This window comes from Kaistia defluvii, assembly GCF_026343955.1.
Classification (GTDB): Bacteria; Pseudomonadota; Alphaproteobacteria; order Rhizobiales; family Kaistiaceae; genus Kaistia; species Kaistia defluvii.
Genome location: NZ_JAPKNI010000006.1, coordinates 177382 through 197818, shown reverse-complemented (window position 1 = coordinate 197818; position 20437 = coordinate 177382). Strand labels below are relative to the sequence as shown.

At 65.7% G+C, this 20437-nt stretch carries 18 protein-coding genes; 9 read left to right on the top strand and 9 right to left on the bottom strand.

Features of this window, described 5'->3' with window-relative positions; genetic code table 11:
- Positions 1 to 112: 112 nt before the first annotated feature.
- Positions 113 to 520, top strand: coding sequence for a DUF4332 domain-containing protein (locus OSH10_RS16890; protein ID WP_266333151.1), 408 nt, complete (start codon positions 113 to 115; stop codon positions 518 to 520).
- A 385-nt stretch (positions 521 to 905) separates the two neighbouring features.
- Here the strand turns inward: OSH10_RS16890 and OSH10_RS16885 are convergent, their stop codons facing one another.
- Positions 906 to 1475: a fasciclin domain-containing protein gene (locus OSH10_RS16885; RefSeq protein ID WP_407660725.1), complete on the bottom strand. Its 570-nt coding sequence runs from the start codon at positions 1473 to 1475 to the stop codon at positions 906 to 908.
- 375 nt (positions 1476 to 1850) lie between these two features.
- Here OSH10_RS16885 and OSH10_RS16880 point away from each other — a divergent pair, with 375 nt between their 5' ends.
- Positions 1851 to 3029, top strand: a complete 1179-nt coding sequence (locus OSH10_RS16880) for an aminotransferase (protein WP_266333079.1) — start codon at positions 1851 to 1853, stop codon at positions 3027 to 3029.
- Between the two features lie 36 nt (positions 3030 to 3065).
- On the opposite strand, the gene OSH10_RS16875 is transcribed toward OSH10_RS16880, so the two are convergent.
- Both OSH10_RS16875 and OSH10_RS16870 read right to left on the bottom strand, forming a co-directional pair.
- Complete coding sequence (locus OSH10_RS16875) at positions 3066 to 3752, bottom strand: anti-sigma factor (RefSeq protein WP_266333078.1); 687 nt, start codon at positions 3750 to 3752, stop codon at positions 3066 to 3068.
- Positions 3742 to 4311: a sigma-70 family RNA polymerase sigma factor gene (locus tag OSH10_RS16870; RefSeq protein ID WP_266333077.1), complete on the bottom strand. Its 570-nt coding sequence runs from the start codon at positions 4309 to 4311 to the stop codon at positions 3742 to 3744. Before OSH10_RS16870 ends, OSH10_RS16875 begins: the two co-directional genes overlap by 11 nt.
- Positions 4312 to 4465: 154 nt before the next feature.
- Between OSH10_RS16870 and OSH10_RS16865 the strand changes: the two genes are divergently transcribed.
- Positions 4466 to 6271 (top strand): ABC-F family ATP-binding cassette domain-containing protein, encoded by a 1806-nt coding sequence (locus OSH10_RS16865; RefSeq protein ID WP_266333076.1) that lies wholly within the window; start codon positions 4466 to 4468, stop codon positions 6269 to 6271.
- 202 nt (positions 6272 to 6473) lie between these two features.
- Here the strand turns inward: OSH10_RS16865 and OSH10_RS16860 are convergent, their stop codons facing one another.
- Entirely contained in the window at positions 6474 to 7535 is a 1062-nt protein-coding gene (locus tag OSH10_RS16860; protein WP_266333075.1) for a LacI family DNA-binding transcriptional regulator, read from the bottom strand.
- Between the two features lie 189 nt (positions 7536 to 7724).
- On the opposite strand from OSH10_RS16860, the gene OSH10_RS16855 reads away from it, so the two are divergent.
- From OSH10_RS16855 to OSH10_RS16830, 6 genes are all read left to right on the top strand, one after another.
- Entirely contained in the window at positions 7725 to 8960 is a 1236-nt protein-coding gene (locus OSH10_RS16855) for an ABC transporter substrate-binding protein (protein ID WP_266333074.1), read from the top strand.
- A 115-nt stretch (positions 8961 to 9075) separates the two neighbouring features.
- A complete protein-coding gene (locus tag OSH10_RS16850; RefSeq protein ID WP_266333073.1) occupies positions 9076 to 9960 on the top strand; it encodes a carbohydrate ABC transporter permease in 885 nt (294 codons plus the stop codon).
- A 1-nt stretch (position 9961) separates the two neighbouring features.
- Positions 9962 to 10864 (top strand): carbohydrate ABC transporter permease, encoded by a 903-nt coding sequence (locus tag OSH10_RS16845; protein ID WP_266333072.1) that lies wholly within the window; start codon positions 9962 to 9964, stop codon positions 10862 to 10864.
- A 3-nt stretch (positions 10865 to 10867) separates the two neighbouring features.
- On the top strand, positions 10868 to 11956 hold the full coding sequence (locus OSH10_RS16840) for an ABC transporter ATP-binding protein (RefSeq protein ID WP_266333070.1): 1089 nt from the start codon (positions 10868 to 10870) through the stop codon (positions 11954 to 11956).
- Between the two features lie 66 nt (positions 11957 to 12022).
- Positions 12023 to 12778, top strand: coding sequence for a sugar phosphate isomerase/epimerase family protein (locus OSH10_RS16835; RefSeq protein WP_266333069.1), 756 nt, complete (start codon positions 12023 to 12025; stop codon positions 12776 to 12778).
- 14 nt (positions 12779 to 12792) lie between these two features.
- Entirely contained in the window at positions 12793 to 13932 is a 1140-nt protein-coding gene (locus tag OSH10_RS16830; RefSeq protein ID WP_266333068.1) for a Gfo/Idh/MocA family protein, read from the top strand.
- Between the two features lie 168 nt (positions 13933 to 14100).
- On the opposite strand, the gene OSH10_RS16825 is transcribed toward OSH10_RS16830, so the two are convergent.
- The 5 genes from OSH10_RS16825 to OSH10_RS16805 form a co-directional block, all read right to left on the bottom strand.
- Positions 14101 to 14556: a periplasmic heavy metal sensor gene (locus tag OSH10_RS16825; RefSeq protein WP_266333067.1), complete on the bottom strand. Its 456-nt coding sequence runs from the start codon at positions 14554 to 14556 to the stop codon at positions 14101 to 14103.
- Positions 14556 to 15014 (bottom strand): hypothetical protein, encoded by a 459-nt coding sequence (locus OSH10_RS16820; RefSeq protein WP_266333066.1) that lies wholly within the window; start codon positions 15012 to 15014, stop codon positions 14556 to 14558. Before OSH10_RS16820 ends, OSH10_RS16825 begins: the two co-directional genes overlap by 1 nt.
- Positions 15011 to 15745 (bottom strand): RNA polymerase sigma factor, encoded by a 735-nt coding sequence (locus tag OSH10_RS16815; RefSeq protein WP_266333065.1) that lies wholly within the window; start codon positions 15743 to 15745, stop codon positions 15011 to 15013. The genes OSH10_RS16820 and OSH10_RS16815 overlap by 4 nt, the downstream gene beginning before the upstream one ends.
- Before the next feature lie 13 nt (positions 15746 to 15758).
- The gene (locus OSH10_RS16810; protein WP_266333149.1) at positions 15759 to 18953 is read right to left on the bottom strand and encodes an efflux RND transporter permease subunit; all 3195 of its coding nucleotides are present in this window, start codon (positions 18951 to 18953) and stop codon (positions 15759 to 15761) included.
- An 80-nt stretch (positions 18954 to 19033) separates the two neighbouring features.
- Entirely contained in the window at positions 19034 to 20167 is a 1134-nt protein-coding gene (locus OSH10_RS16805) for an efflux RND transporter periplasmic adaptor subunit (protein WP_266333063.1), read from the bottom strand.
- Positions 20168 to 20437: the final 270 nt, after the last annotated feature.

The following is a 20437-nucleotide window of genomic DNA, read 5'->3' as shown; positions in this document are numbered from 1 at the left end:
AATCTACTGTCGCGCATCCGATGTGACGAGACGACTTGCCATGACGGAACACAAAGGCGAACATCCAAGCCTAGACTTCCAGCACTTGGGATTCGCTCAGGAGAGTTCGAGAATGTCTTACCCCATCAAGGATATCGAAGGCATCGGCACTGTCTTCGCAGAAAAGCTGATTGCCGCAGGCATCCGGACGACCGGCGCTCTTCTTGAGCAGGCGAAGGATCCGAAGGGGCGCAAGGCGCTTGCCGCGACGTCGGGGCTCGGCGAGGACAAAATCCTGAAATGGGCCAACATGGCCGACCTGATGCGCATCAAGGGCGTCGCGGAGGAGTATTCCGAGCTGCTCGAGGCGGCGGGCGTCGACACGGTCAAGGAGTTGAAGACCCGGCGGGCGGACAATCTGGCGGCCAAGATGGCCGAGATCAACGCCACCAAGAAGCTGGTGCGCCAATTGCCTTCGGAGAAGATCGTCGAGACCTGGATCGAGCAGGCGAAGAACCTGCCGCCGATGCTCACCTACTGAGGTCGAGAAAACCCAAGCCCATGTCCGGGTGATGCAATCGCCCCGATCGGTTGCGCCGGAAGGCGAACGTCGTCGCGCGAGCGCCGATGCGCGTCCGGACCAACTCCAAAAGACGGAGAGGTCCGGCACCGTTCCAGTGGGCGGGGCGGCCTCCGGAACGGTGCCAGTGCGCAGATCGCGGAGGCGATGCGGCGCGCAGGGAGTTGGTGAACGTGCCAGGAGGCAGGGGCAGGAACACCAACTTGTCCTCAATGTACGGAGCGGGCGCCGGAAAGGTTTCAACGACCGCCAGATTTATTCGACGGCGGCGCGAAACCGACCGCGCCGGGGCCAGAAGGAACCCGGCCTGGCAGCCGGGTTCCGAGCAAAACCGTCGCCGGCTCGATTACGGAAGCAGGACGGCGTTGATGACGTGGATCACGCCGTTCGACTGGTTGACGTCGGCGATGGTGACGCGAGCCTTGTCGCCCTTGGCGTCCATGACCCAGATCTTCTTGCCGTCGACCTTGAACTTGAGCGACTCGCCCTGCACGGTCTTGTATTCGGCCATGCCATTCATCTTCTTGGCGGCCTTCATGATGTCCGCGGCGGAAATCTTGCCGGGAACGACATGATAGGTCAGGACGGCGGTCAGCTTGTCCTTGTTGGCGGGCTTCAGCAGCGTGTCGACGGTGCCGGCCGGCAGCTTGGCGAAGGCTTCGTTGGTGGGCGCGAAGACGGTGAACGGACCGGGACCGGACAGCGTGTCGACCAGGCCGGCTGCCTTGACGGCGGCGACCAGCGTGGTGTGGTCCTTCGAATTGACCGCGTTTTCGACGATGTTCTTGTTGGGATACATCGCCGCGCCGCCGACCATCACGGTCTTGGCGAAGCTGGGGGCTGCCATGGTGGCGACGCCGCCGAGGGCCAGGGTAGCGACAGCCGCGACGCGAATGAAATTGCCAAAATGAGACATGAGACTTCCTCCTGTAACGTCGGGATTTTCCCGTCCGTTGGTCCACGTTGAACTTCCGAAGTCGCGTATCGTGACAGTCAAGAAAATCCGTATTCAGGCGATGAGATAGCGTTGACGGAAATCGCATCTTCAAAATGCGATCTACATCCGTATCCAATTCCGGGATTTTCTTGATCGAGTCCGAAACGTCCTTCTGCTACCTTATACGGCGGCAGATCCAAACGGTTTCAGCGCGTCTCATAAAAATTGCACGCGGCGACCTCCAGGATGCGCTGATGGCAAAAACCGCCTGCGACCCGGTGTATCGAAGGCATGCGATTGCTTGCACGGGCGGGGTGCGCGCCATAATCTCCCGCGCGCCGAGTGGAGTTCCCTATGAAACCGACCAATCCCGTCTATACCGGCCTTCCGACCACCATCTTCGAGGTGATGTCGCGGCTTGCCATCGAGCACGGCTCGATCAATCTCGGCCAGGGCTTTCCCGATGTCGACGGGCCGGAGGACGTAAGGCGGATGGCGGCCGAGGCGCTGATCGCCGGGCCCAACCAGTATCCGCCGATGATGGGCGTGCCGGCGCTTCGCCAGGCCGTGGCCCACGCCAACAAGCGATTCTACGATCTCGACATCGACTGGAAGACCGAGGTCCTGGTCACTTCCGGCGCGACCGAGGCGCTCTCCGACGTATTCACGTCGCTGATCGAGCCGGGCGACGAAGTCGTGATGATCGAGCCGCTGTATGACTGCTACGTGCCGCTGGTGCGGCGCGCGGGCGGGATTCCGAAGATGGTGCGCGTGACGCCACCGCTCTGGAAGCTCGACCTCAACCAACTCGCCGCTGCCTTCTCCGACAAGACCAAGGCGGTGCTGCTCAACAACCCGATGAACCCGGCCGCGAAGGTGTTCACCCGCGACGAGCTGAGCGGGATCGCCGAACTCTGCGTGCGCTTCGACGCCTATGCGATCTGCGACGAAGTCTATGAGCACATCATCTTCGACGACCGCGCCCATATTCCGCTGATGACGCTGCCCGGCATGCGCGAGCGGACCGTGCGCATCGGTTCCGCCGGCAAGACCTTCTCCCTGACCGGCTGGAAGGTCGGCTATGTGACGGCGACGCCGCGCCTGCTCGATCCGATCGCCAAGGCGCACCAGTTCACGACCTTCACGACGCCGGCGGCCCTGCAGTCGGCGGTCGCGTTCGGGCTGGCCAAGGAAGACGGCTATTATGCCAGCCTGGCCGGAGACCTCGCCAGGAAACGCGACCGGCTCGCCTCGGGGCTGGAGCGGCTTGGCTTCGAGGTCGTCCCCTGCGGCGGCACCTATTTCGTCACCGCCGACACCGCCGCGCTCGGGCTTGGCGGCAGCGATGTCGAGATCTGCCAGCGCATGACGGTGGAAGCGGGCGTCACGGCCGTCCCCGTCTCGGCCTTCTATGTCGGCGATGCGCCCAGGACCTTCGTGCGCTTCTGCTTCTCGAAGCAGGATTCTATCCTCGACGCGGCGCTGGAACGGCTGGGCAACTGGATCGATAAAAAAGTAAAGGCGGTGGCCTAGCCACCGCCTCGATATCTCGCGACGAGGGATGCCGGCTCACTCGGCCGGCAGCAGATCGCCGATATAGACCACCGGTCCGGTCGCCTGGCCGGTCGGCGAGCCACCCTTGGGCTCCAGCGAAATCGCCAGTTTTTCGCCCGGCTTCAGCGAGACGTTCACCGACTTGAGATCGCTGAGATTGTCGGCGACGCCCATCGAGACGGTCGGACCTTCGGCCGGGACCTGCCAAAGCTCGTAGCTCTTGTCCGGCGGCGGCGCATCGCCGACCCGACGCAGCCTGATGGTGCCGGCATTGGTATCGACCGACGCCACGAAGGCCGGCTTGCCGCCCTCCCCGCCCAAGACCGCGACATAGTTGGCGGCGGGCGGCGGCGGCACGAGCCGGTCGCTGGCCACGACGACCGCGAGCACGGCGGCCGCGGCGCCGAAGATGCCGGTCGCGATCCGCAGCCGGCGCACGGTGCGCTCCAGCAGAAGCACGCGCGCTCCGCCGCTGCCGACGGCGCGGATCTGGGAAAGGATGCTGGCCCAGAGGCCGTCGGGCGGCGCCTGCTCGCCGGCGAGGTCGGCCAGCGGTTGCAGCCGGCCGGCCCAGCCGCCGATCGCGGCGCGAAGCGCCGGATCGCTCGCGGCGCGCGTCTCTACCGCGTCCCGCTCGGGCCGATCGAGCGTGCCGAGCACATATTCGCCGGCCAGGCCCTCCATTTCGTCGTCATCGGCCACCGAGGCACTCCTTCAAGGCGATCAGGCTTCGCCGCAATATCGTCTTCACCGTCGCGACCGGCTTGTCGAAGCGCCGCGACAACTCCTCCCGGCTGTAGCCATAGCTATAGGCCAGGAGCACCATGCCGCGCCGGTCGGGCTCCAGCCCTTCCAGGCAGCGCCGCAATTGCGGCCCGGTCAGGCCATCCGCCGTCGAGCCGGGGGCTGGCAGCTTTTCCGCCAGCTCCTCGTCGATGACGACGGTCGTCTTCGAAACGCGCTCCGATCCTTTGCGTACGGCGTCGATCGCCGCGTGACGGGCTATCGTCGTCATCCACGTGATCGGGGACGCCATGGCCGGATCAAACCTGTCGGCATGATTCCAGATCCGGACCCATGCCTCCTGCAGCGCCTCCTCGGCAGCTGCTTCACTAACGGCAATACGGCGGACCACGGCGAATAGTTTCGCGGAAGCACGATCATAGAGCCTTTTGAACGCGGTTTCGTCGCGCGAGGCGACGTCCCGCATCAGGGCGACCAGTTCGGCCTGCATCACCCCGTTGGAACCTTGATAGACCAAGCTCGTCCTCCCCCGCGTCCGACGACCGGATGACCAAGCTTAGGCGAAACTCCTCCGCCCTGCCATGGGCACGCGTCGCCCGATCGCGTCGGTTCCGCGCCCACCTGCGCGATCCGCCTTGCTACCGCCCTCGCGCATCGCTACATCCCGTCGAATGGCTCCTCCTCTGCTTCTCCTCCAGGACATCCGCCTCACCTTTGGCGGCCGTCCGCTCATCGAAAACGCCACGCTCTCGGTCTCGGCCGGCGAAAGGCTGTGCTTTGTCGGCCGCAACGGTTCCGGCAAGTCGACGCTGCTCAAGATCGCCGCCGGCACCGTCGAGGCGGATTCCGGCACGCGCTTCGTCCAGCCGGGCGCGACGCTGCGCTACCTGCCGCAGGAGCCGGATCTTTCCGCCTTCGCCACCGTGCGCGCCTATGTCGAGGCCGGCCTCGGACCGGGCGACGACCCGTACCGCGCCACGATGCTGATGGAATCGCTCGGCCTCACCGGCAACGAGGCGCCGAACACGCTTTCGGGCGGCGAGGCGCGCCGCGCGGCGCTGGCGCGCGCCATCGCGCCGGAGCCCGACGTGCTGCTGCTCGACGAGCCGACCAACCATCTCGACCTGCCGGCAATCGAATGGCTGGAAGAGACGCTCAAGTCGATGCGCTCGGCGCTCGTCCTCATCAGCCATGACCGCCGCTTCCTGGAGCGACTGTCCAAGGCGACGCTGTGGCTCGACCGCGGCACGACGCGACGGCTCGAGCAGGGCTTCACCGCCTTCGAGGAATGGCGCGACAACGTCCTGCATGAAGAGGAAAAGGAGCGCGAGCGCCTCGACCGCAAGATCAGCCAGGAAATCGACTGGGTGCGCTACGGCGTCACCGCGCGGCGCAAGCGCAATATGGGCCGCCTGCGCAAGCTCGAGGGCCTGCGCCAGGAGCGCCGCGACCAGCGCCGCGCCGTCGGCAGCGTCAACCTGCAGGCGAGTGAAGGCAATGTCTCCGGCAAGGCCGTGGTCGAGGCGATCGGCGTGTCGAAGTCGTTCGGCGACCGGGCGATCGTCCAGGACTTTTCCACCCGCATCCAGCGCGGCGACCGGATCGGCCTCGTCGGCGCCAATGGCGCGGGCAAGACCACGCTTCTCAACCTGCTGACCGGCGTCCTGCAGCCGGACAGCGGCATCATCAAGCTCGGCACCAATCTTCAGATGGTGACGCTCGACCAGCGCCGGGAGAGCCTCGATCCGAGCCTGCGCCTCGCCGACGCGCTGACCGAGGGCCGCGGCGACAGCGTCATGGTCAACGGCGAATCGCGCCATGTGATCGGCTACATGAAGGACTTCCTGTTTACGCCCGAACAGGCCCGCGCCCCGATCACCGCTCTCTCCGGCGGCGAGCGAGGCCGGCTGATGCTGGCGCGCGCCCTGGCGCGGCCCTCCAACCTGCTGGTGCTCGACGAACCGACCAACGATCTCGACCTCGAGACGCTCGACCTGCTCGAGGAACTGCTCGACGACTATCCCGGAACCATCCTGCTCGTCAGCCATGACCGTGACTTCCTCGACCGCGTCGCGACCTCGGTGATCGTGGCGGAAGGCGATGGCCGCTGGACGGATTATGCCGGGGGCTATTCCGACATGCTGATCCAGCGCGGCGCCGCAGCCCCGGCCCGCGCGATCAACAAGGCCGAGCGCAAGGACGAGAAGAAGGTCGCCGCCGACAAGGCGCCGCCCTCCAAGAGCAAGCTCTCCTTCAAGCAGAAGCACGCGCTGGAGACGCTGCCGGCGAAGATCGAGGCGCTCACCGCCGAAATCCGCAAGCTGGAAGCGACGCTCGCCAAGCCGAACCTGTTCGCCGTCGACCGCAAGGCCTTCGACACGGCCAATGCCCGCCTCGCGGCCGCCCAGCATGAGCGGGACGCGGCCGAGGAGGAATGGCTGACGCTGGAAATGCTGCGCGAGGAACTGGCGGGCTAGGCTCTTAAGGGCAAGGCGGGCCACCCCAACTCTCCTTGAACCCTCCCCTTGAGGGAGGGTCAAAACCGCGTCGCGGTTTTGGGGAGGGGTTCCTTCCCGACCTCGTAGCACAACCATCCCGACTTGTCGGGCGACGCCCCCTCCCCGAAAACGCCACGGCGTTTTCGACCCTCCCTCAAGGGGAGGGTTCAGAAGAAACACCCTACTCCACCGCCCGCACGCTTTCCCGCACCACGAGTTCGCAGGCCAGACGCACCTTCAGGGTCGGCACCGTGCCGTCGCGCCCCGTCGCCATGCGGCGCAGCAGATCGGTGGCGGCGAGCCGGCCCATCTCGTTGCGCGGCTGGCGCATCGTCGTCAGCGCCGGATCGTAGTGCACGGCATATTCCGTATCGTCGAAGCCGATGACCGATACATCGGCCGGAATGCCGACGCCCCGGTTCTTCAGCGCCCGCATGAAACCGAGCGCGATCTCGTCTGCCGCCGCGAAGACCGCGGTCGGCTTTTCGTCGAGCGCGAAATAATCCCTGGCTGCCCGCTCGCCGGAAGCAAAGTCGAAATTGCTGGCGCCCCGCCAGATCAGCGCCGGATCGACCGGCAACCCTGCCTCGCGCATTGCATCGCAATACCCACCGAGACGCTCGCTCGCCTCGAGCCCGCCCTCGGCGCCGGGAATATGGGCGATGCGGCGATGGCCCTGCGAAATCAGATACCGCACCGCCTCGGCCGAGGCGCCGCGATTGTCGACGTCGAAGACCGAGAATTGCGGCGTGCCGGGAATTTCGGAGAACATCAGCGACACGGGAACCGTGTCCGGCACCGAGACGAATTCCTCGTCGCGCGGGACATTCCCGGTGACGACCAGAACACCGTCGACCTGCCCGGCCCTGATCACGCGAGCATAGTGCGTCTCGCGGCTACGGCTTTGACGCGTATAGCCAATCAGCACGCCGTACCCGCCCTCGGTGAACACTTCCTCCAGCGCATTCAGCACCGGCGTGAAGAACGAATTGCCGATGCCGGGCAGCAGCACCAGCACCATCTTGGTCGATTTGGCGCGCAGCGACCGGGCAGCCGCGTTGGGCGTATAGCCGGTTTCGCGGATGGCCGAAAACACCGCGGCGCGGGTCGCCTCGGTCACCCGTTCCGGCAGGGCGAGCGCCCGGCTGACCGTCGCCGTGGACACGCCAGCGCGGCGCGCGACGTCCTGGATCGTGACGGATCGGGCAGCCGCTTCCGGCTCCGGCGGTTCTGATTTTCGCACCGTTTGGTCCTTCCCCAGTCCGGCTTTTCTTTTGCACTGCAAAATAACTTTGCGTTGACAGCCGGTTTGGGGAGTATACGGTAGATGTAATCGATTACAAGAATTCGGGCGTTCAAGTCCGGCAGATCGGACGGACGTTCACGAATTGGCGCCTTTGAGGAAAGGCGCTGAACCCCGGGAGGAGGAAGCATGAAGCATTTTACCAAGGCGTTGCTCGGTGCAGCAGCAGTCGTGGCCCTGATGGCTGGTCCGTCGGTCGCGGCCGAAAAAGCCGAAGTCATCCACTGGTGGACCTCCGGCGGCGAATCCGCTGCCGTGAAGGTGTTTGCCGACCAGTTCAACGCCGCTGGCGGTGAGTGGGTCGACGCCGCCATCGCGGGTGGCGAAGCCGCTCGCGCCGCCGGCATCAACCGCATCGTCGGCGGCAACCCGCCGACCGCCATGCAGTTCAATACCGGCAAGCAGTTCGAGGACCTGGTCGCCCAGGGCCTGCTCGGCAATCTGGACGAAGTCGCCAAGGCCGATGGCTGGGACAAGTTCCTGTCGCCGGTTCTCGTGAAGGCTGTTTCGCGTGACGGCCATTACTTCGCCGTCCCGGTCAACATCCACTCGAACAACTGGCTCTGGTACAACACGGCCCTGCTCGAAGCGAACCAGATCGAGCCGCCGAAGACCTGGGACGAACTGTTCGCCGCCATGGACAAGCTGAAGGCAGCCGGCGTCATTCCGATGGCGCAGTCGGGCGACGCCTGGACGCAGGTCCTGCTGTTCAACGACGTCCTGCTCGGCGTCGGCGGCCGCGACCTCTATCTGAAGGTCTATGGCGACAACAATGTCGAAGCCGTGAAGTCGCCGGAATTCGCCAAGGTCGTCGAGACCTTCGGCAAGCTTCGCGAATATGGCGATCCGGGCCAGCAGGGCCGCCAGTGGAACCAGGCCACCGGCCTCGTCGTCTCGGGCAAGGCAGGCTTCAACTTCATGGGCGACTGGGCCAAGGGCGAAGTGATCGCCGCCGGCCTGACCCCCGGCAAGGAAGTCGGCTGCGTTCCCGGCATCGGCAACCAGGTCTACTGGATCGGCGGCGACGTGTTCGTCTTCCCGAAGACCGACAATGCCGACGCCCAGAAGGCCCAGGCGCTGCTCGCCCACACCATGCTGACGCCGGAGACCCAGGTCGCCTTCAACGCCAAGAAGGGCTCCGTCCCGGTTCGCGGCGATGTCGACACCTCGAAGCTCGACGCCTGCGCCCAGGCCGGCCTGAAGCTGCTCGGCACCGAGAACGGTTCGGTCCCGGGCTTCGACTTCCTGCAGACGCCGGACAAGATCGGCTCGATCCAGGACGTCATCGGCCAGTTCTGGACCACTCCGTCGCAGGCCCCGGCGGACCTCCAGGCGAAGTTCGCCGACATCATCGCCACGGAATAACAAGGCTCCGACCCGGCCGGTTCTCCGGCCGGGTTTCCTCGTCGATCTGGCGCCACCGCGACGGTGAGCCGGTCCGCGGCGGCTCGCATCCGCCGGGCTATCGGAGTGCGTTATTGTGAAACCTCGATTCCTACGCTTCTGGATGGCGCAGGTCGCCCTGGCTCCTGCCTGGCTGATCGTGATCTTCGCCTATATCGGCACCATCCTCTGGACCATCCAGATCTCGTTCACGAGCTCGAAGGTCTTTCCGGTCTCCAACTATGTCGGATTCTCGCAGTATACCCGGCTGTTCGGATCGGAACGCTGGATCATATCGGTCCAGAACCTGGCGATATTCGGCATCCTGTTCATCGTCGGCTGTCTGATCCTCGGCTTCCTGCTGGCGGTATTCCTCGACCAGCGGATCCGCGCCGAAAGCGTGTTCCGCACGATTTTCCTCTATCCCTACGCCCTGTCGTTCATCGTGACCGGCCTGGTCTGGCAGTGGACACTGAACCCGACGCTCGGCATCCAGCAGACCGTGCGCAACTGGGGCTGGGAGAGCTTCACCTTCGATTGGCTGTCGCGCGGCGACCGGGCGATCTATGTCATCGCGCTCGCCGGCATGTGGCAGGCCTCCGGCCTCGTCATGGCGATCCTGCTCGCCGGCCTTCGCGGCGTCGACGGCGAACTGTGGAAGGCCGCCAAGGTGGACGGCATCCCGACCTGGCGCGTCTATCTCCACATCGTGATCCCGATCCTGACGCCGATGTTCGTGACGGCAACCGTGCTGCTCGCGACCGCGGTGGTGAAGGTCTACGACCTGGTGGTGGCGCTGACCAATGGCGGCCCGGGCATATCGACGGAGGTGCCGGCCAAGTTCGTCATCGAATATCTGTTCCAGCGCCAGAATCTCGGCCTCGCCACGGCAGCCTCGACCGTCATGATGATTACCGTGCTGTGCGTCCTCGCGCCCTGGCTCTACGTGCAGTATTTCCGCCAGCCGAGGAGCGCGCACTGATATGGCTTCTCTCACTGCAAACGCCCCTGTCGAGCCTTCGGGACCCCGGCCGAAACGGATCGGCCCCGGCCGCTACGGCGTCTACGCCTTCCTCATCATCTCGGCGCTGTTCTTCCTGATCCCGCTCTACGTGATGATCGTGACGTCGCTGAAGCCGATGGACGAGATCCGGATGGGCAATCTGTTCGCCCTGCCGGGATCGCCCAGCTTCGACGCCTGGATCAAGGCATGGTCGCAGGCCTGTACCGGCCTCAACTGCAACGGCATCCATGTCGGCATGCTGAACTCGATCAAGATCCTGATCCCGAGCGTCATCCTGTCGATCGCGGTCGGCTCGGTGACGGGCTACGCCCTCTCCTTCTGGCGGCCCAAGGGCGCCAACATCCTGTTTGCCATCCTGCTGCTCGGCGCCTTCATCCCCTACCAGGTGTTCCTCTATCCGCTGGTGCGGATCCTCTCGATGGTGTCGCTCTACAATTCGATCCCCGGCGTGGTGTTCGTGCACACGATCTTCGGCCTGCCGCTGATGACGCTTCTGTTCCGCAACTTCTACGCCGGCATCCCGATCGACCTGTTCAAGGCGGCGCGCGTCGATGGCGGCGGGTTCTGGGCGATCTTCCTGCGGCTGATGCTGCCGCTCTCCACGCCGATCATCGTCGTCGCCGCGATCCTGCAGATCACCGGCATCTGGAACGACTTCCTGTTCGGGCTGATCTTCGCCGGTCGCGAGAACTTCCCGATGACCGTGCAGCTCAACAACGTCGTCAATTCGAGCTTCGGCGAGAAGGAGTACAACGTGAACATGGCTGCCACGATCCTGACGGCACTCGTTCCGCTCTTCGTTTATTTCGTGTCGGGACGCTGGTTCGTTCGCGGCATCGCTTCCGGCGCCGTGAAGGGGTGATCCATGGCCACTGTCTCCATTCGTGACCTCGAAATCGAATTCGGCAACCTCAAGGTCCTCAGGAATCTCGACCTCGAAATCGAACAGGGCGAGTTCATCGTCCTGCTCGGCCCGTCCGGTTGCGGCAAGTCCACGCTGCTCAACGCCGTCGCCGGCCTGCTCGACGTTTCCGCCGGCCAGATCTGGATCGGCGGCAAGAACGTCACCTGGGAGGAGCCGAAGAACCGCGGCATCGGCATGGTGTTCCAGTCCTACGCGCTCTATCCGCGCATGACGGTGACGGGAAACCTCTCCTTCGGCCTGAAGATGGCCAAGGTGCCGAAGGACGAGATCGACAAGCGCGTCGCCCGCGCCGCCAAGATCCTGCAGATCGAGCCGCTGCTCGACCGCCGTCCGGCCGAGTTGTCCGGCGGCCAGCGCCAGCGCGTCGCCATCGGTCGTGCTCTTGTGCGCGATGTCGACGTGTTCCTGTTCGACGAGCCGCTCTCCAACCTCGACGCCAAGCTGCGCACGGAACTGCGCGTGGAATTGAAGCGCCTGCACCAGGGCCTCGGCTCGACCATGATCTACGTCACGCACGACCAGATCGAGGCGCTGACGCTCGCCGACCGAGTCGCGGTTATGAATGGCGGCGTCATCCAGCAGCTGGCCTCGCCGAAGGAAATCTACCGCCGGCCGGTCAACCGCTTCGTCGCGGGCTTCGTCGGCTCGCCATCGATGAACTTCATCGACGGCAGGCTCTCGGTCGAGGGCGGCGTCGCGTCGTTCGAGCTTGCCAACGGCAAGCGGATCGACCTCGCCGGATACGAATTCGAGAAGCCGCCCGAGCATGGCCGCCCGGCGACCCTCGGCATCCGGCCGGAACAGGTCGATCTCGAACAGCGCGACCCGAGCTCCAGGCCGATCCCGGTCAATCTGACCCTGCTGGAGCCGATGGGCGCCGACAGCCTGGTCTGGGGCGATGTCGGGGGCACGACGTTCTCGGTGCGCATCGATGGCGATGCCCATGTCCAGACGCCGTCCGCGACGGATGCCTTCTTTCAGCCCGCCTACGCGTCGATCTTCGATCTCGCCAGCGGCCAGCGCCTCTGATCACCCCCTGAGCCGCCTGGCTTTCCAGGCGCCTTCCTCAAGAACGGATTCAAGAGAGACATTCCCATGTCGCAGCACAAGATCTCGTTTCAGCTCTACTCCGCCCGCAATTTCCCGCCGCTTGAAACCGTTCTCGAGGGCCTGGCCAAGATCGGCTATGACGCGGTCGAGCCCTACTATCCGCTCTATGGCGACGATGCCGCCGGCTACCGCGCCAAGGTCGACGCCGTCGGCCTCGTGACGCCCACCTTCCATGCGCCGCTCGAGGGCGTCGTCGGTGAGACCAGCCGTTTCATCGACATCGCCAAGACCATCGGCGCCGAAACCATCGTCATCCCCTATCTCGTCGCCGAACAGCGGCCGACCGATGTCGATGGCTGGAAGAAGCTGCATGAGAGCTTCGCCGGCGCGGCCGAAAAGGCCAAGGCCGCCGGTCTCGGCCTCGGCTATCACAACCATGACTTCGAATATGCGACACTGGCCGACGGCTCGCGGCCGATCGACCACCTGATCGGCAATGGCGTCAGTTCCGAGCTCGACCTCGGCTGGGTCGCCCGCGCCGGCCAGGACGTGGCCGCCGAGATCGACAAGCTCGCCGACGAGACGATCGCCTTCCACATCAAGGACCTCGCCCCCGCCGGAACGACCGCCGATGACGGCTGGACCAATGTCGGCGACGGCGTCGTGGACTGGAAGGCGCTCTGGCCGCATATCGAGAAGGCGAAGAAGGCCCGCATCCTCGTCGCCGAGCACGACAACCCCTCGGACTGGAAGCTCTTCGCCGAGCGTTCCTATGCGGCCATCAAGGCCCTGGTTTCCTGAAAGGCTTCCCCGACATGACCAAGGTTCACAAGATCGGCCTGATCGGCGCCGGCAACATTTCGGCCGCCTATCTGAAGCTGGCGCCGCTCTTTCCCGGCACCCAGATCGTGGCGGTCGCGGACATCGTGGCGGAGGCCGCCAAGGCGCGCGCCGACCAGTTCGGCGTCCGCGCCCTTACGATCGACGGATTGCTCGGCGATTCCGAGATCGACACGGTCATCAACCTGACCATTCCGTCTGCGCATTACGAAGTATCGAATGCGATCCTCTCGGCCGGCAAGCACGCCTATTCGGAAAAGCCGTTCGCGCTTTCCGTCGAGGACGGCAAGAAGCTGGTGGCTCTGGCGGACGCCAAGGGGCTGAAGCTCGGCAGCGCGCCCGACACCTTCCTCGGCGGCGCGGGCCAGACGGCGCGCAAGCTGCTAGATGAAGGCAAGATCGGCCGCGTCATCGCCGGCACCATGCATGTGATGAGCCATGGCATGGAGATGTGGCACCCCAATCCGGGCTTCTTCTTCCAGCCCGGCGGCGGCCCGATCCTCGATCTCGGACCCTATTACATCGCGGCGCTGATCAACCTGCTCGGCCCGATCCGCACCGTGACTGCCGTCGCGACCAAGGGGTTTGAAGACCGCCTGGTCACGGCCGAAGGTCCGCTCAAGGGCAAGACCGTGCCGGTCGGCACCCCCACGACGATCAACGCCATCCTCCATTTCGTCTCCGGCGCGCAGGTCACGCTGACGGCGAGCTGGGACGTCTGGAAGCACGGCCACGTCAATCCGATCGAGCTCTATGGCTCGGAAGGCACGATGCTGGTGCCCGATCCGAACTTCTTCGGCGGCAGCGTCCGCTACTCCGTGGAGAAGGGCGACTATATCGAAGTCGACAGCTCGGAAGCGCCGTTCGGCAAGGCCAACTGGGAAGACGGCAGGCATGCCAATTACCGCATGCTGGGCGTCGCCGACCTGCTCGACGCCGCCGATCAGGGCCGCGAGCCGCGCTGCTCGGGCCGGGTCGCGCTGCATGCCCTCGACGCGATGGTCTCGATCCTCGATTCGGCGGCGCAGGAGAAGGTGATCACGCTCTCGACCACCACAGAGCGCCCCGCCCCGCTGACCCAGGCCGACGCCGACCGCTTCACCGCGGCGCGCTGATCCCCAGCACGAAGCAGAACGGGGCCGCGTGCGGCCCCGTTTTTCGTTTGGGTCGGCAGGCTGCAAGGGGGCCTCTTCCTACCAGGCTGCGAGGGCGTCCTGCGGTCCTCCCTCGGCATGTCGAGGCTGCGCTCGTGCGGAGCGTTGCCGGCGGAGAGCCAGCCGCCGTCAGTTCGCCGGCCGGGCCAGCGCGGCGCGCTGTTCCGGCGGCAGGTTGAGAAGCGCTTCGAAGGTGCGCGACTGCACCTGTTCCTGCATGGCTCCGACCTCGATGCGGATGTTGCGCAGATGCGCATCGATCTGCGCCTTGTCGGGCAACGGCGCGGCGACGAGATCATTCAGCTCGCCCCGCAGCGTCTTCAGGCGGTCGATCCGGGCCAGGATGTCCGGCTTGAGCACGTTCAGCTGGGTCTCGATGCTTTCGAGCGCTTCGGGCGACAGGCGATTCTTGAGCCAGCGTAGCTCGGTCCGGATGATGCGCGGGCTCCTGTCCTCGGAACCCAGCCTGAAGCGGGCCAGATCGGTGACGGTCGCGCCGATGAAGAAGGCATTGACGGCCAAGGACACGACGAGCAGCCCCCATAGAAGGGCGCGCCGGGTCTTGGGTTCGATCCTGAAAGCCATCAGAAGTCTGCCTCTGACGGTCCGAAGACCAACGTATCCAGTTGCACCACGTCGACCCTTTGCGGTTCGACCTGGGCCGGGACCATCTCGGCGAAGGCGCTGCCGAGGGCGGCCGACAGCATCATGACGGCGGCGAGCGCCGCGATCCGGCGACGCCAGTGCACGACCTTCGACCCCGTCGCCTCGAGCAGCTTGCGGGTGATCCGCTCGACGGAACCGCTATCGGCGATCCGCTGGTCCAGCGATGCCGCCGCGCGGGAAAGCCGGGCCGCCTCGGCCACGGCGCGGTCGCGATGCCCACGGAACCTGCGGTCGGCCAGCAACGCCTCGCGCGCCCGACGGACGAGCATCAGGTCGGGCCAGAGATCGAGATCGGGGCCCCAGCGATCGACGGCGTCCTGCAGGTTGGCCGGACCGCTCGCCAGTTCGAAACGTCCGTCACCGGATGCCTTGCTCATGATCGCATTCCTTCCTGCCGATCGTCCTCGTCCTTGCCGCCAAGCAGGCTTCGAAGCCGGCGCCTGGCTCTTGCGAGGAGCGATTCATAGGCGTGCTCGCCAATTCCCATGATGTCCGCGCCCTCGGCCTGGCCCAGTTCCTGAAAGTGGGCCAGTACGATGACGGTGCGCTGCCGTTCCGACAGCTTGTCGAGGGCCGCCTGCACGACGCGGCCATCATCCTTCTGCGTCAGCTGACGCTCCGGGGTCGGACCATCGTCCTCGAGAATGTCGTCGAACCCGTCGATATCGAGATGCGGCCGGCGGCGCCGAAGCCGATCGATCGCGATGCGGTAGGCGACCTGATGCAGGAAGGTGCCGACGCGGGCGTTCGGTTCCCAGGTCGCGGCCTGCTTCCAGAGCCGCAGCAGCGCCTCCTGCACGACCTCCTCCGCCTCGGCCAGATCGGACAGCACGGACGCCACGAAGCGGGTCAATTTCGGCGCCTCGGCCTGGATCAGGCGCGCAAACGCCCCCTCCTCGCCGCCGGCGACCGCCTGCATCAGCGCATGGTCGGCCTGGATCGCCTTGTCGTCACCGGGATCATTCCTGCCTGCCAATGCGTCCGCCCGACCTTTCGAACCAATCCCGCCGGCGCTCTCGCCGGCTCGCCCGCCCGGGATCAGACGATAGCGTATCGACGCTGTCGTGGCAGCCTTGAGGCGGGGAAGATCGGGGTAGGAAAAGGCCATGGCGATCTCCCCCCTATTCCGCCGCGATGGCGAGAGGACGCGGCGGTGCTTCCTCCGTTCCCGTTCCCTTGCCCTCGCCGCGGGGCGCAACTCGCCCTTCCACGGCGGCAAGCTCGGCCACCAGCCTGTGCTCCTCGGCGATACGCGGCTTGGAGAAGCCGGCCAGCAGCAGGAACGAGACGGGCGTCAGGAACAGGGTCGCCAGGGCCGAGACCCCGAGTCCGCCGACCATGATCCAGCCGAGCGCGGCGCGCGCTTCCGAACCGGCGCCGCCGGTCAGGATGAGAGGCAGGCCGCCCAGCACGGTCGCGATCATCGTCATCAGCACCGGACGAAGCCGGATCAGGCAGGCATTGCGGATCGCGTCGCGAACCGACTGGCCCTCGTCGCGCAACTGGTTGGCGAATTCGACGATCAGAATGCCGTTCTTCGCCATCAGGCCGACCAGCATGACCAGGCCGATCTGGGTGTAGATGTTGAGCGAGCCGCCCGAGAGCAGGATGGCGTAGATGCCCGCCGCGACGCCGAAGGGCACCGTGGTGAACAGGATCGCCGCCGAGACGAAGCTCTCGAACTGCGCCGCCATCACCAGCAAAATGATGACCACGGCAAACAGGAAAGTCTGCAGGATGCCGCTCGACGTCTCGTTGAGGGTCGCCGCCTCGCCCGTCAGCACGATGTTCATGCCAGCCGGCAATTCCCTGGCGGCTTCCTCGTTCAGGATCTGCATGGCCGAGCCGAGGTCGACGCCGGGGCTCAGCGTCGCGGTGATCGGCACGGCGCGACGCAGCGACTGGCGCGCCAGCGTCGGCGACGTCGCGCCTTCGCTGACCGAGATCACGGAGGACAGGGGCACCATGGTGCCGCTGCCCGTGCGGACCTGCACGTTCATCAGATCGCTCGGGGTCACGATCATGCCGTCCGGGGCAAGCGCCGTGATGTCGATCTTGTCGTCGCCGACATAGAAATTGCCCATGTCCGCGCCGGCCAGCAGCGTCGAGACGATGGTACCGATATCGGCGACCGAGATGCCGAGATCGGCGGCGCGGTCCCGGTTGATGTCGACCGAAAGCTGCGGCTGATTCAGGTCGTAGTTGAGCTGGACATTGGAGAAGGCGGGATTGGCGCCCAGCGTGTTGATGAGCTGCTGCGCCGCCTTGGTGATGCCGTCATATTCCACGCCCGTGACGGCGAAGGTGAGGCCTTGGCCGCCGCCGCGAATGCCGAGGCTGTTGGGCTGGCGCAGATTGATCATCGCACCCGGGATCGAGCGGATCTTGCGGCTGAGTTCGGCGGCGATCTGCGCCTGACTGCGGGTGCGTTCACCCCACGGCGCGAGCGTCACCATCATGAAGCCGTTGCTCGGGCTGCCGAAATTGCCGGCCACCGAGAAGATGTTGGTCGCCTCGCCGGATTTCAGTAACGGTTCCACGGCGCGCGTCACCAGCGACATCTGGCCCTGCGTGTAGTCGACCGTCGATCCCTGCGGCGTCGTCATGGCGATCATGACCGAGCCGCGATCCTCCTGCGGCGTCAACTGCCGCGGCAGCATGTCGAAGGCCAGCACCGCGCCGCCCGCGAACAGCAGGCTGATCAGGATGATCACCGCCGGCGCCTTCAGGCAGAAATCGAGCACGCGCTCATAGACCCGCTGGCCGATATTGCCGACCGCGTTCAGCCCGCGCTGCAGGACATTGCCGCCCTCGTCATGGCCGTGATCGCCCTTGTCGAGCAACCTCGACGCCATCATCGGCGCCAGTGTCAGCGCCACGAAGCCGGACAGCGTGACCGCGAAAGCGAGCACGAAGCCGAATTCGGAGAACAGTCGGCCGGCGGTCCCCTTGAAGAAGGAGATCGGGACGAACACCGCGACCAGGGTGGCCGTGGTGGAGATGACGGCGAAGAACACCTGCTTGGCGCCGAGAACGGCGGCGGCGCGCGCGCCGACGCCCTGGGCGCAATAGCGGGTGATGTTCTCGAGCACCACGATGGCGTCGTCCACCACCATGCCCGTCGCCAGCACCAGCGCCAGCAGCGTCAGGATGTTGAGCGAGAAGCCCATCAGATACATCGCCGCGATCGTGCCGAGCAGCGAGACCGGCACCGTGACGGCTGGAATGAGCGTCGACCGGAGCGAGCCGAGGAACAGATAGATCACGCCGATGACGATGAGGATCGCCAGGGCGAGGCTGCGCTCGACTTCCTCGAACGAGCCCGAGATGAAATCGGCGTCGTCGGACGTGACCCGGACCGAGACATCCTTCGGGAGCGTCGAGGCCAGTTCCGTGATGGCCTTGCGCACGCCGGCCGAGATTTCCAGCGTGTTGGAGCTGGCCTGGCGGACGATGCCGAGGCCGACGCCGACGCGGCCATTGACCTGCAGGCTGGAGGATTTCGCGGCCGGGCCGAACACCACGTCGGCGACATCGCCAACCCGCGTATCGCCCTTGATCCGGATCGCCTTGACGTCGTCCGCGCTCTTCACGCTGGCGTCGGCGCGCACGAACATGTTGCGGTTCGTGTCCTTGAGATTTCCGGCCGGCACGTCGAGCGCGACGGTGGCGAGCGCCGTCTTCAGATCCGCGACCGTGAGGCCGAACGAGGCGAGCCGCATCGGATCGATATAGATGCTGATATTGGGCGAGCGATCGCCGTTGATCTGCACGTCGGCGACGCCGTCTACGGCCTTCAGGCGATCGACGATCACGTCGTTCACCAGCTTGGTCAGGTCCTCGATCTTCTCGGTCGGCGACGTGACGGCCAGCCGCATGATCGCGTCGCCATTGGTGTCCGCCTTGGCGATGGTCGGTGGATCCGCGTCGTCCGGCAGGTTGCGCTGGGCGTTGCCGACCGCGTCGCGCAGGTCGTTGGCGGCGACGTTGATGTCGACGGAATCGGAGAACTGCACCGTGACGCGGCTGCGGCCGCTGGTCGATTGTGACTGGATGTCGGTCCAGCCGGTGACGCCGGCCGCCGCCTTCTCGATGACGCTGGTGATCTCCTTGTCCATCGTATCCGGCGTGGCGCCGGTATAGGTGGTGGTGATCGTGACGACCGGCTGGTCGATATTCGGCAGTTCGCGGATCTCGACGCCGCGATAGGCGGCGAGACCGGCAATGACGATCAGCAGATTGAGAACGATGGCCAGAACCGGGCGCCGAACCGAAAGCGCGGAAATGCCGCCCGGCACCGCCCCTTCCTTCGGCATCAGGCTCGTGGTGTCGTCGACGCTCGATCCTTTCGGGTCGTCCGGATCGCGCGAAGGGTCCGCTCCATCGGTGCGCATGATCAGCTGCCCTTCCCGGTGGAGGGATTCGCGCCCGGTGCGGCAGCGGCGAATTCGGCCACCTTGGAGCCCTCGCGGAGGCGTTGCAGGCCCTCGACCACGACCTTGTCGCCCTCCTTCAACTCGCCCGAGACGAGCACGCGTCCACTCTGGCGCTCCAGCACGGTGATCGGCAGGCGCTTGGCGACGTCGTCTACTACCGTCCAGATATAGGAGCCGGCCCGGTCCCACTGGATCGAGAGGGCCGAGATGGCCATGCGCTTCTCGCCGGCGAAGCCGAGCGAGACGACGACCGACATGCCCGGCTTGACGCCGACCGCGTTGGCAGTGTCCGCGTCGAGCGAGGCCTCGACCTTGAGGGTGCGGGCGCTCGGGTCGATGCGCGTGTCGACCGAGGTGACCTTGCCGGAGATCGTCGCATCCGGCTTGCTCGCCGCCGTCGCCGTCACCGCCAGGCCTTCCGCCACCCGGCCGGCATAACGCTCCGGCACCAGGAAGCTGACCAGCAGGGTCGAGACATCGTCCAGCGTGGTGACGACCGTCGACGAGGTGACGAAATCGCCGACCGCGAGGTCGCTCAGGCCCACGACGCCCTCGAAGGGCGCGGTGATGGTGCGGCGGTCGAGCGCGATCTGCGCGCCGAGCACGGCGATCTGCGCCTTGCGCTCCGCCGACTGCGCATCCTCCAGCGCCGAGAGCGCGAGGTTGCGACTGGCCGAGAGCTTCTGGGCGCGATCCAGCGCGGCCTGGGCATCCTTGAGCGCGATATTGGCAAGGTCCAGCGCGACGCGCTGGTCGGCATCATCCAGCCGGACCAGGGGCTGATCCTTGCGGACCTTGTCGCCCGCCTTGAACAGTACCTCGTTCACGATCGCCGAGACCTGGGGGTAGATGTTGATCGACCGCGGCACCTTCACCGTGCCGACGGCGCGCACCTGGTCGCTTTCCATCTCGCTCGAGACGGCCTCGGTCACAACCAGCGTCGGCCCGCCGCCCCCCGCCCGGCCCCCACCGGGCGCCGCGGCGGCCGCCCGGCTTTCACCGCCCCACGAATCGCGATGCTGAAAGGCGTACCAGCCTCCCGCCGCCAGAAGGAGGACGACGGCGCAGACCAATATCTGTTTCCAAAGCGGCATAGTGTGTCCGGTGAATGAAGCCTGTTCCCCCCTTCAACGCGGCAACCGGCCGCTTCCGTCGCGGCGTTGCGGAAAAAGAATCGCCATGCCGTCGCAGCGCCGAAGGCCCTTTCTTCGCGACGAAGACTCCCGCGTTTCGCGCGAGGCCGCGCCACGGGACGAAAACAGAGCGCGAGAGCGCGGCCATCGCCCGCCTCCCGCAAGGTAAAAATAGGTCGTCGGCGCACTATCAACAGATCAGTCTTTGTGGCCGCCATGGAAATCGGCCTG

What these genes read in the sequence shown, in the direction of transcription:
- OSH10_RS16890 (WP_266333151.1), top strand. Translation starts at nt 113, where the DNA reads ATGTCTTACCCCATCAAGGATATCGAAGGCATCGGCACTGTCTTCGCA.
- OSH10_RS16885 (WP_407660725.1), bottom strand. Translation starts at nt 1,475, where the DNA reads ATGTCTCATTTTGGCAATTTCATTCGCGTCGCGGCTGTCGCTACCCTG.
- OSH10_RS16880 (WP_266333079.1), top strand. Translation starts at nt 1,851, where the DNA reads ATGAAACCGACCAATCCCGTCTATACCGGCCTTCCGACCACCATCTTC.
- OSH10_RS16865 (WP_266333076.1), top strand. Translation starts at nt 4,466, where the DNA reads ATGGCTCCTCCTCTGCTTCTCCTCCAGGACATCCGCCTCACCTTTGGC.
- OSH10_RS16855 (WP_266333074.1), top strand. Translation starts at nt 7,725, where the DNA reads ATGAAGCATTTTACCAAGGCGTTGCTCGGTGCAGCAGCAGTCGTGGCC.
- OSH10_RS16845 (WP_266333072.1), top strand. Translation starts at nt 9,962, where the DNA reads ATGGCTTCTCTCACTGCAAACGCCCCTGTCGAGCCTTCGGGACCCCGG.
- OSH10_RS16840 (WP_266333070.1), top strand. Translation starts at nt 10,868, where the DNA reads ATGGCCACTGTCTCCATTCGTGACCTCGAAATCGAATTCGGCAACCTC.
- OSH10_RS16835 (WP_266333069.1), top strand. Translation starts at nt 12,023, where the DNA reads ATGTCGCAGCACAAGATCTCGTTTCAGCTCTACTCCGCCCGCAATTTC.
- OSH10_RS16830 (WP_266333068.1), top strand. Translation starts at nt 12,793, where the DNA reads ATGACCAAGGTTCACAAGATCGGCCTGATCGGCGCCGGCAACATTTCG.
- OSH10_RS16825 (WP_266333067.1), bottom strand. Translation starts at nt 14,556, where the DNA reads ATGGCTTTCAGGATCGAACCCAAGACCCGGCGCGCCCTTCTATGGGGG.
- OSH10_RS16820 (WP_266333066.1), bottom strand. Translation starts at nt 15,014, where the DNA reads ATGAGCAAGGCATCCGGTGACGGACGTTTCGAACTGGCGAGCGGTCCG.
- OSH10_RS16815 (WP_266333065.1), bottom strand. Translation starts at nt 15,745, where the DNA reads ATGGCCTTTTCCTACCCCGATCTTCCCCGCCTCAAGGCTGCCACGACA.
- OSH10_RS16810 (WP_266333149.1), bottom strand. Translation starts at nt 18,953, where the DNA reads ATGCCGAAGGAAGGGGCGGTGCCGGGCGGCATTTCCGCGCTTTCGGTT.
- OSH10_RS16805 (WP_266333063.1), bottom strand. Translation starts at nt 20,167, where the DNA reads ATGCCGCTTTGGAAACAGATATTGGTCTGCGCCGTCGTCCTCCTTCTG.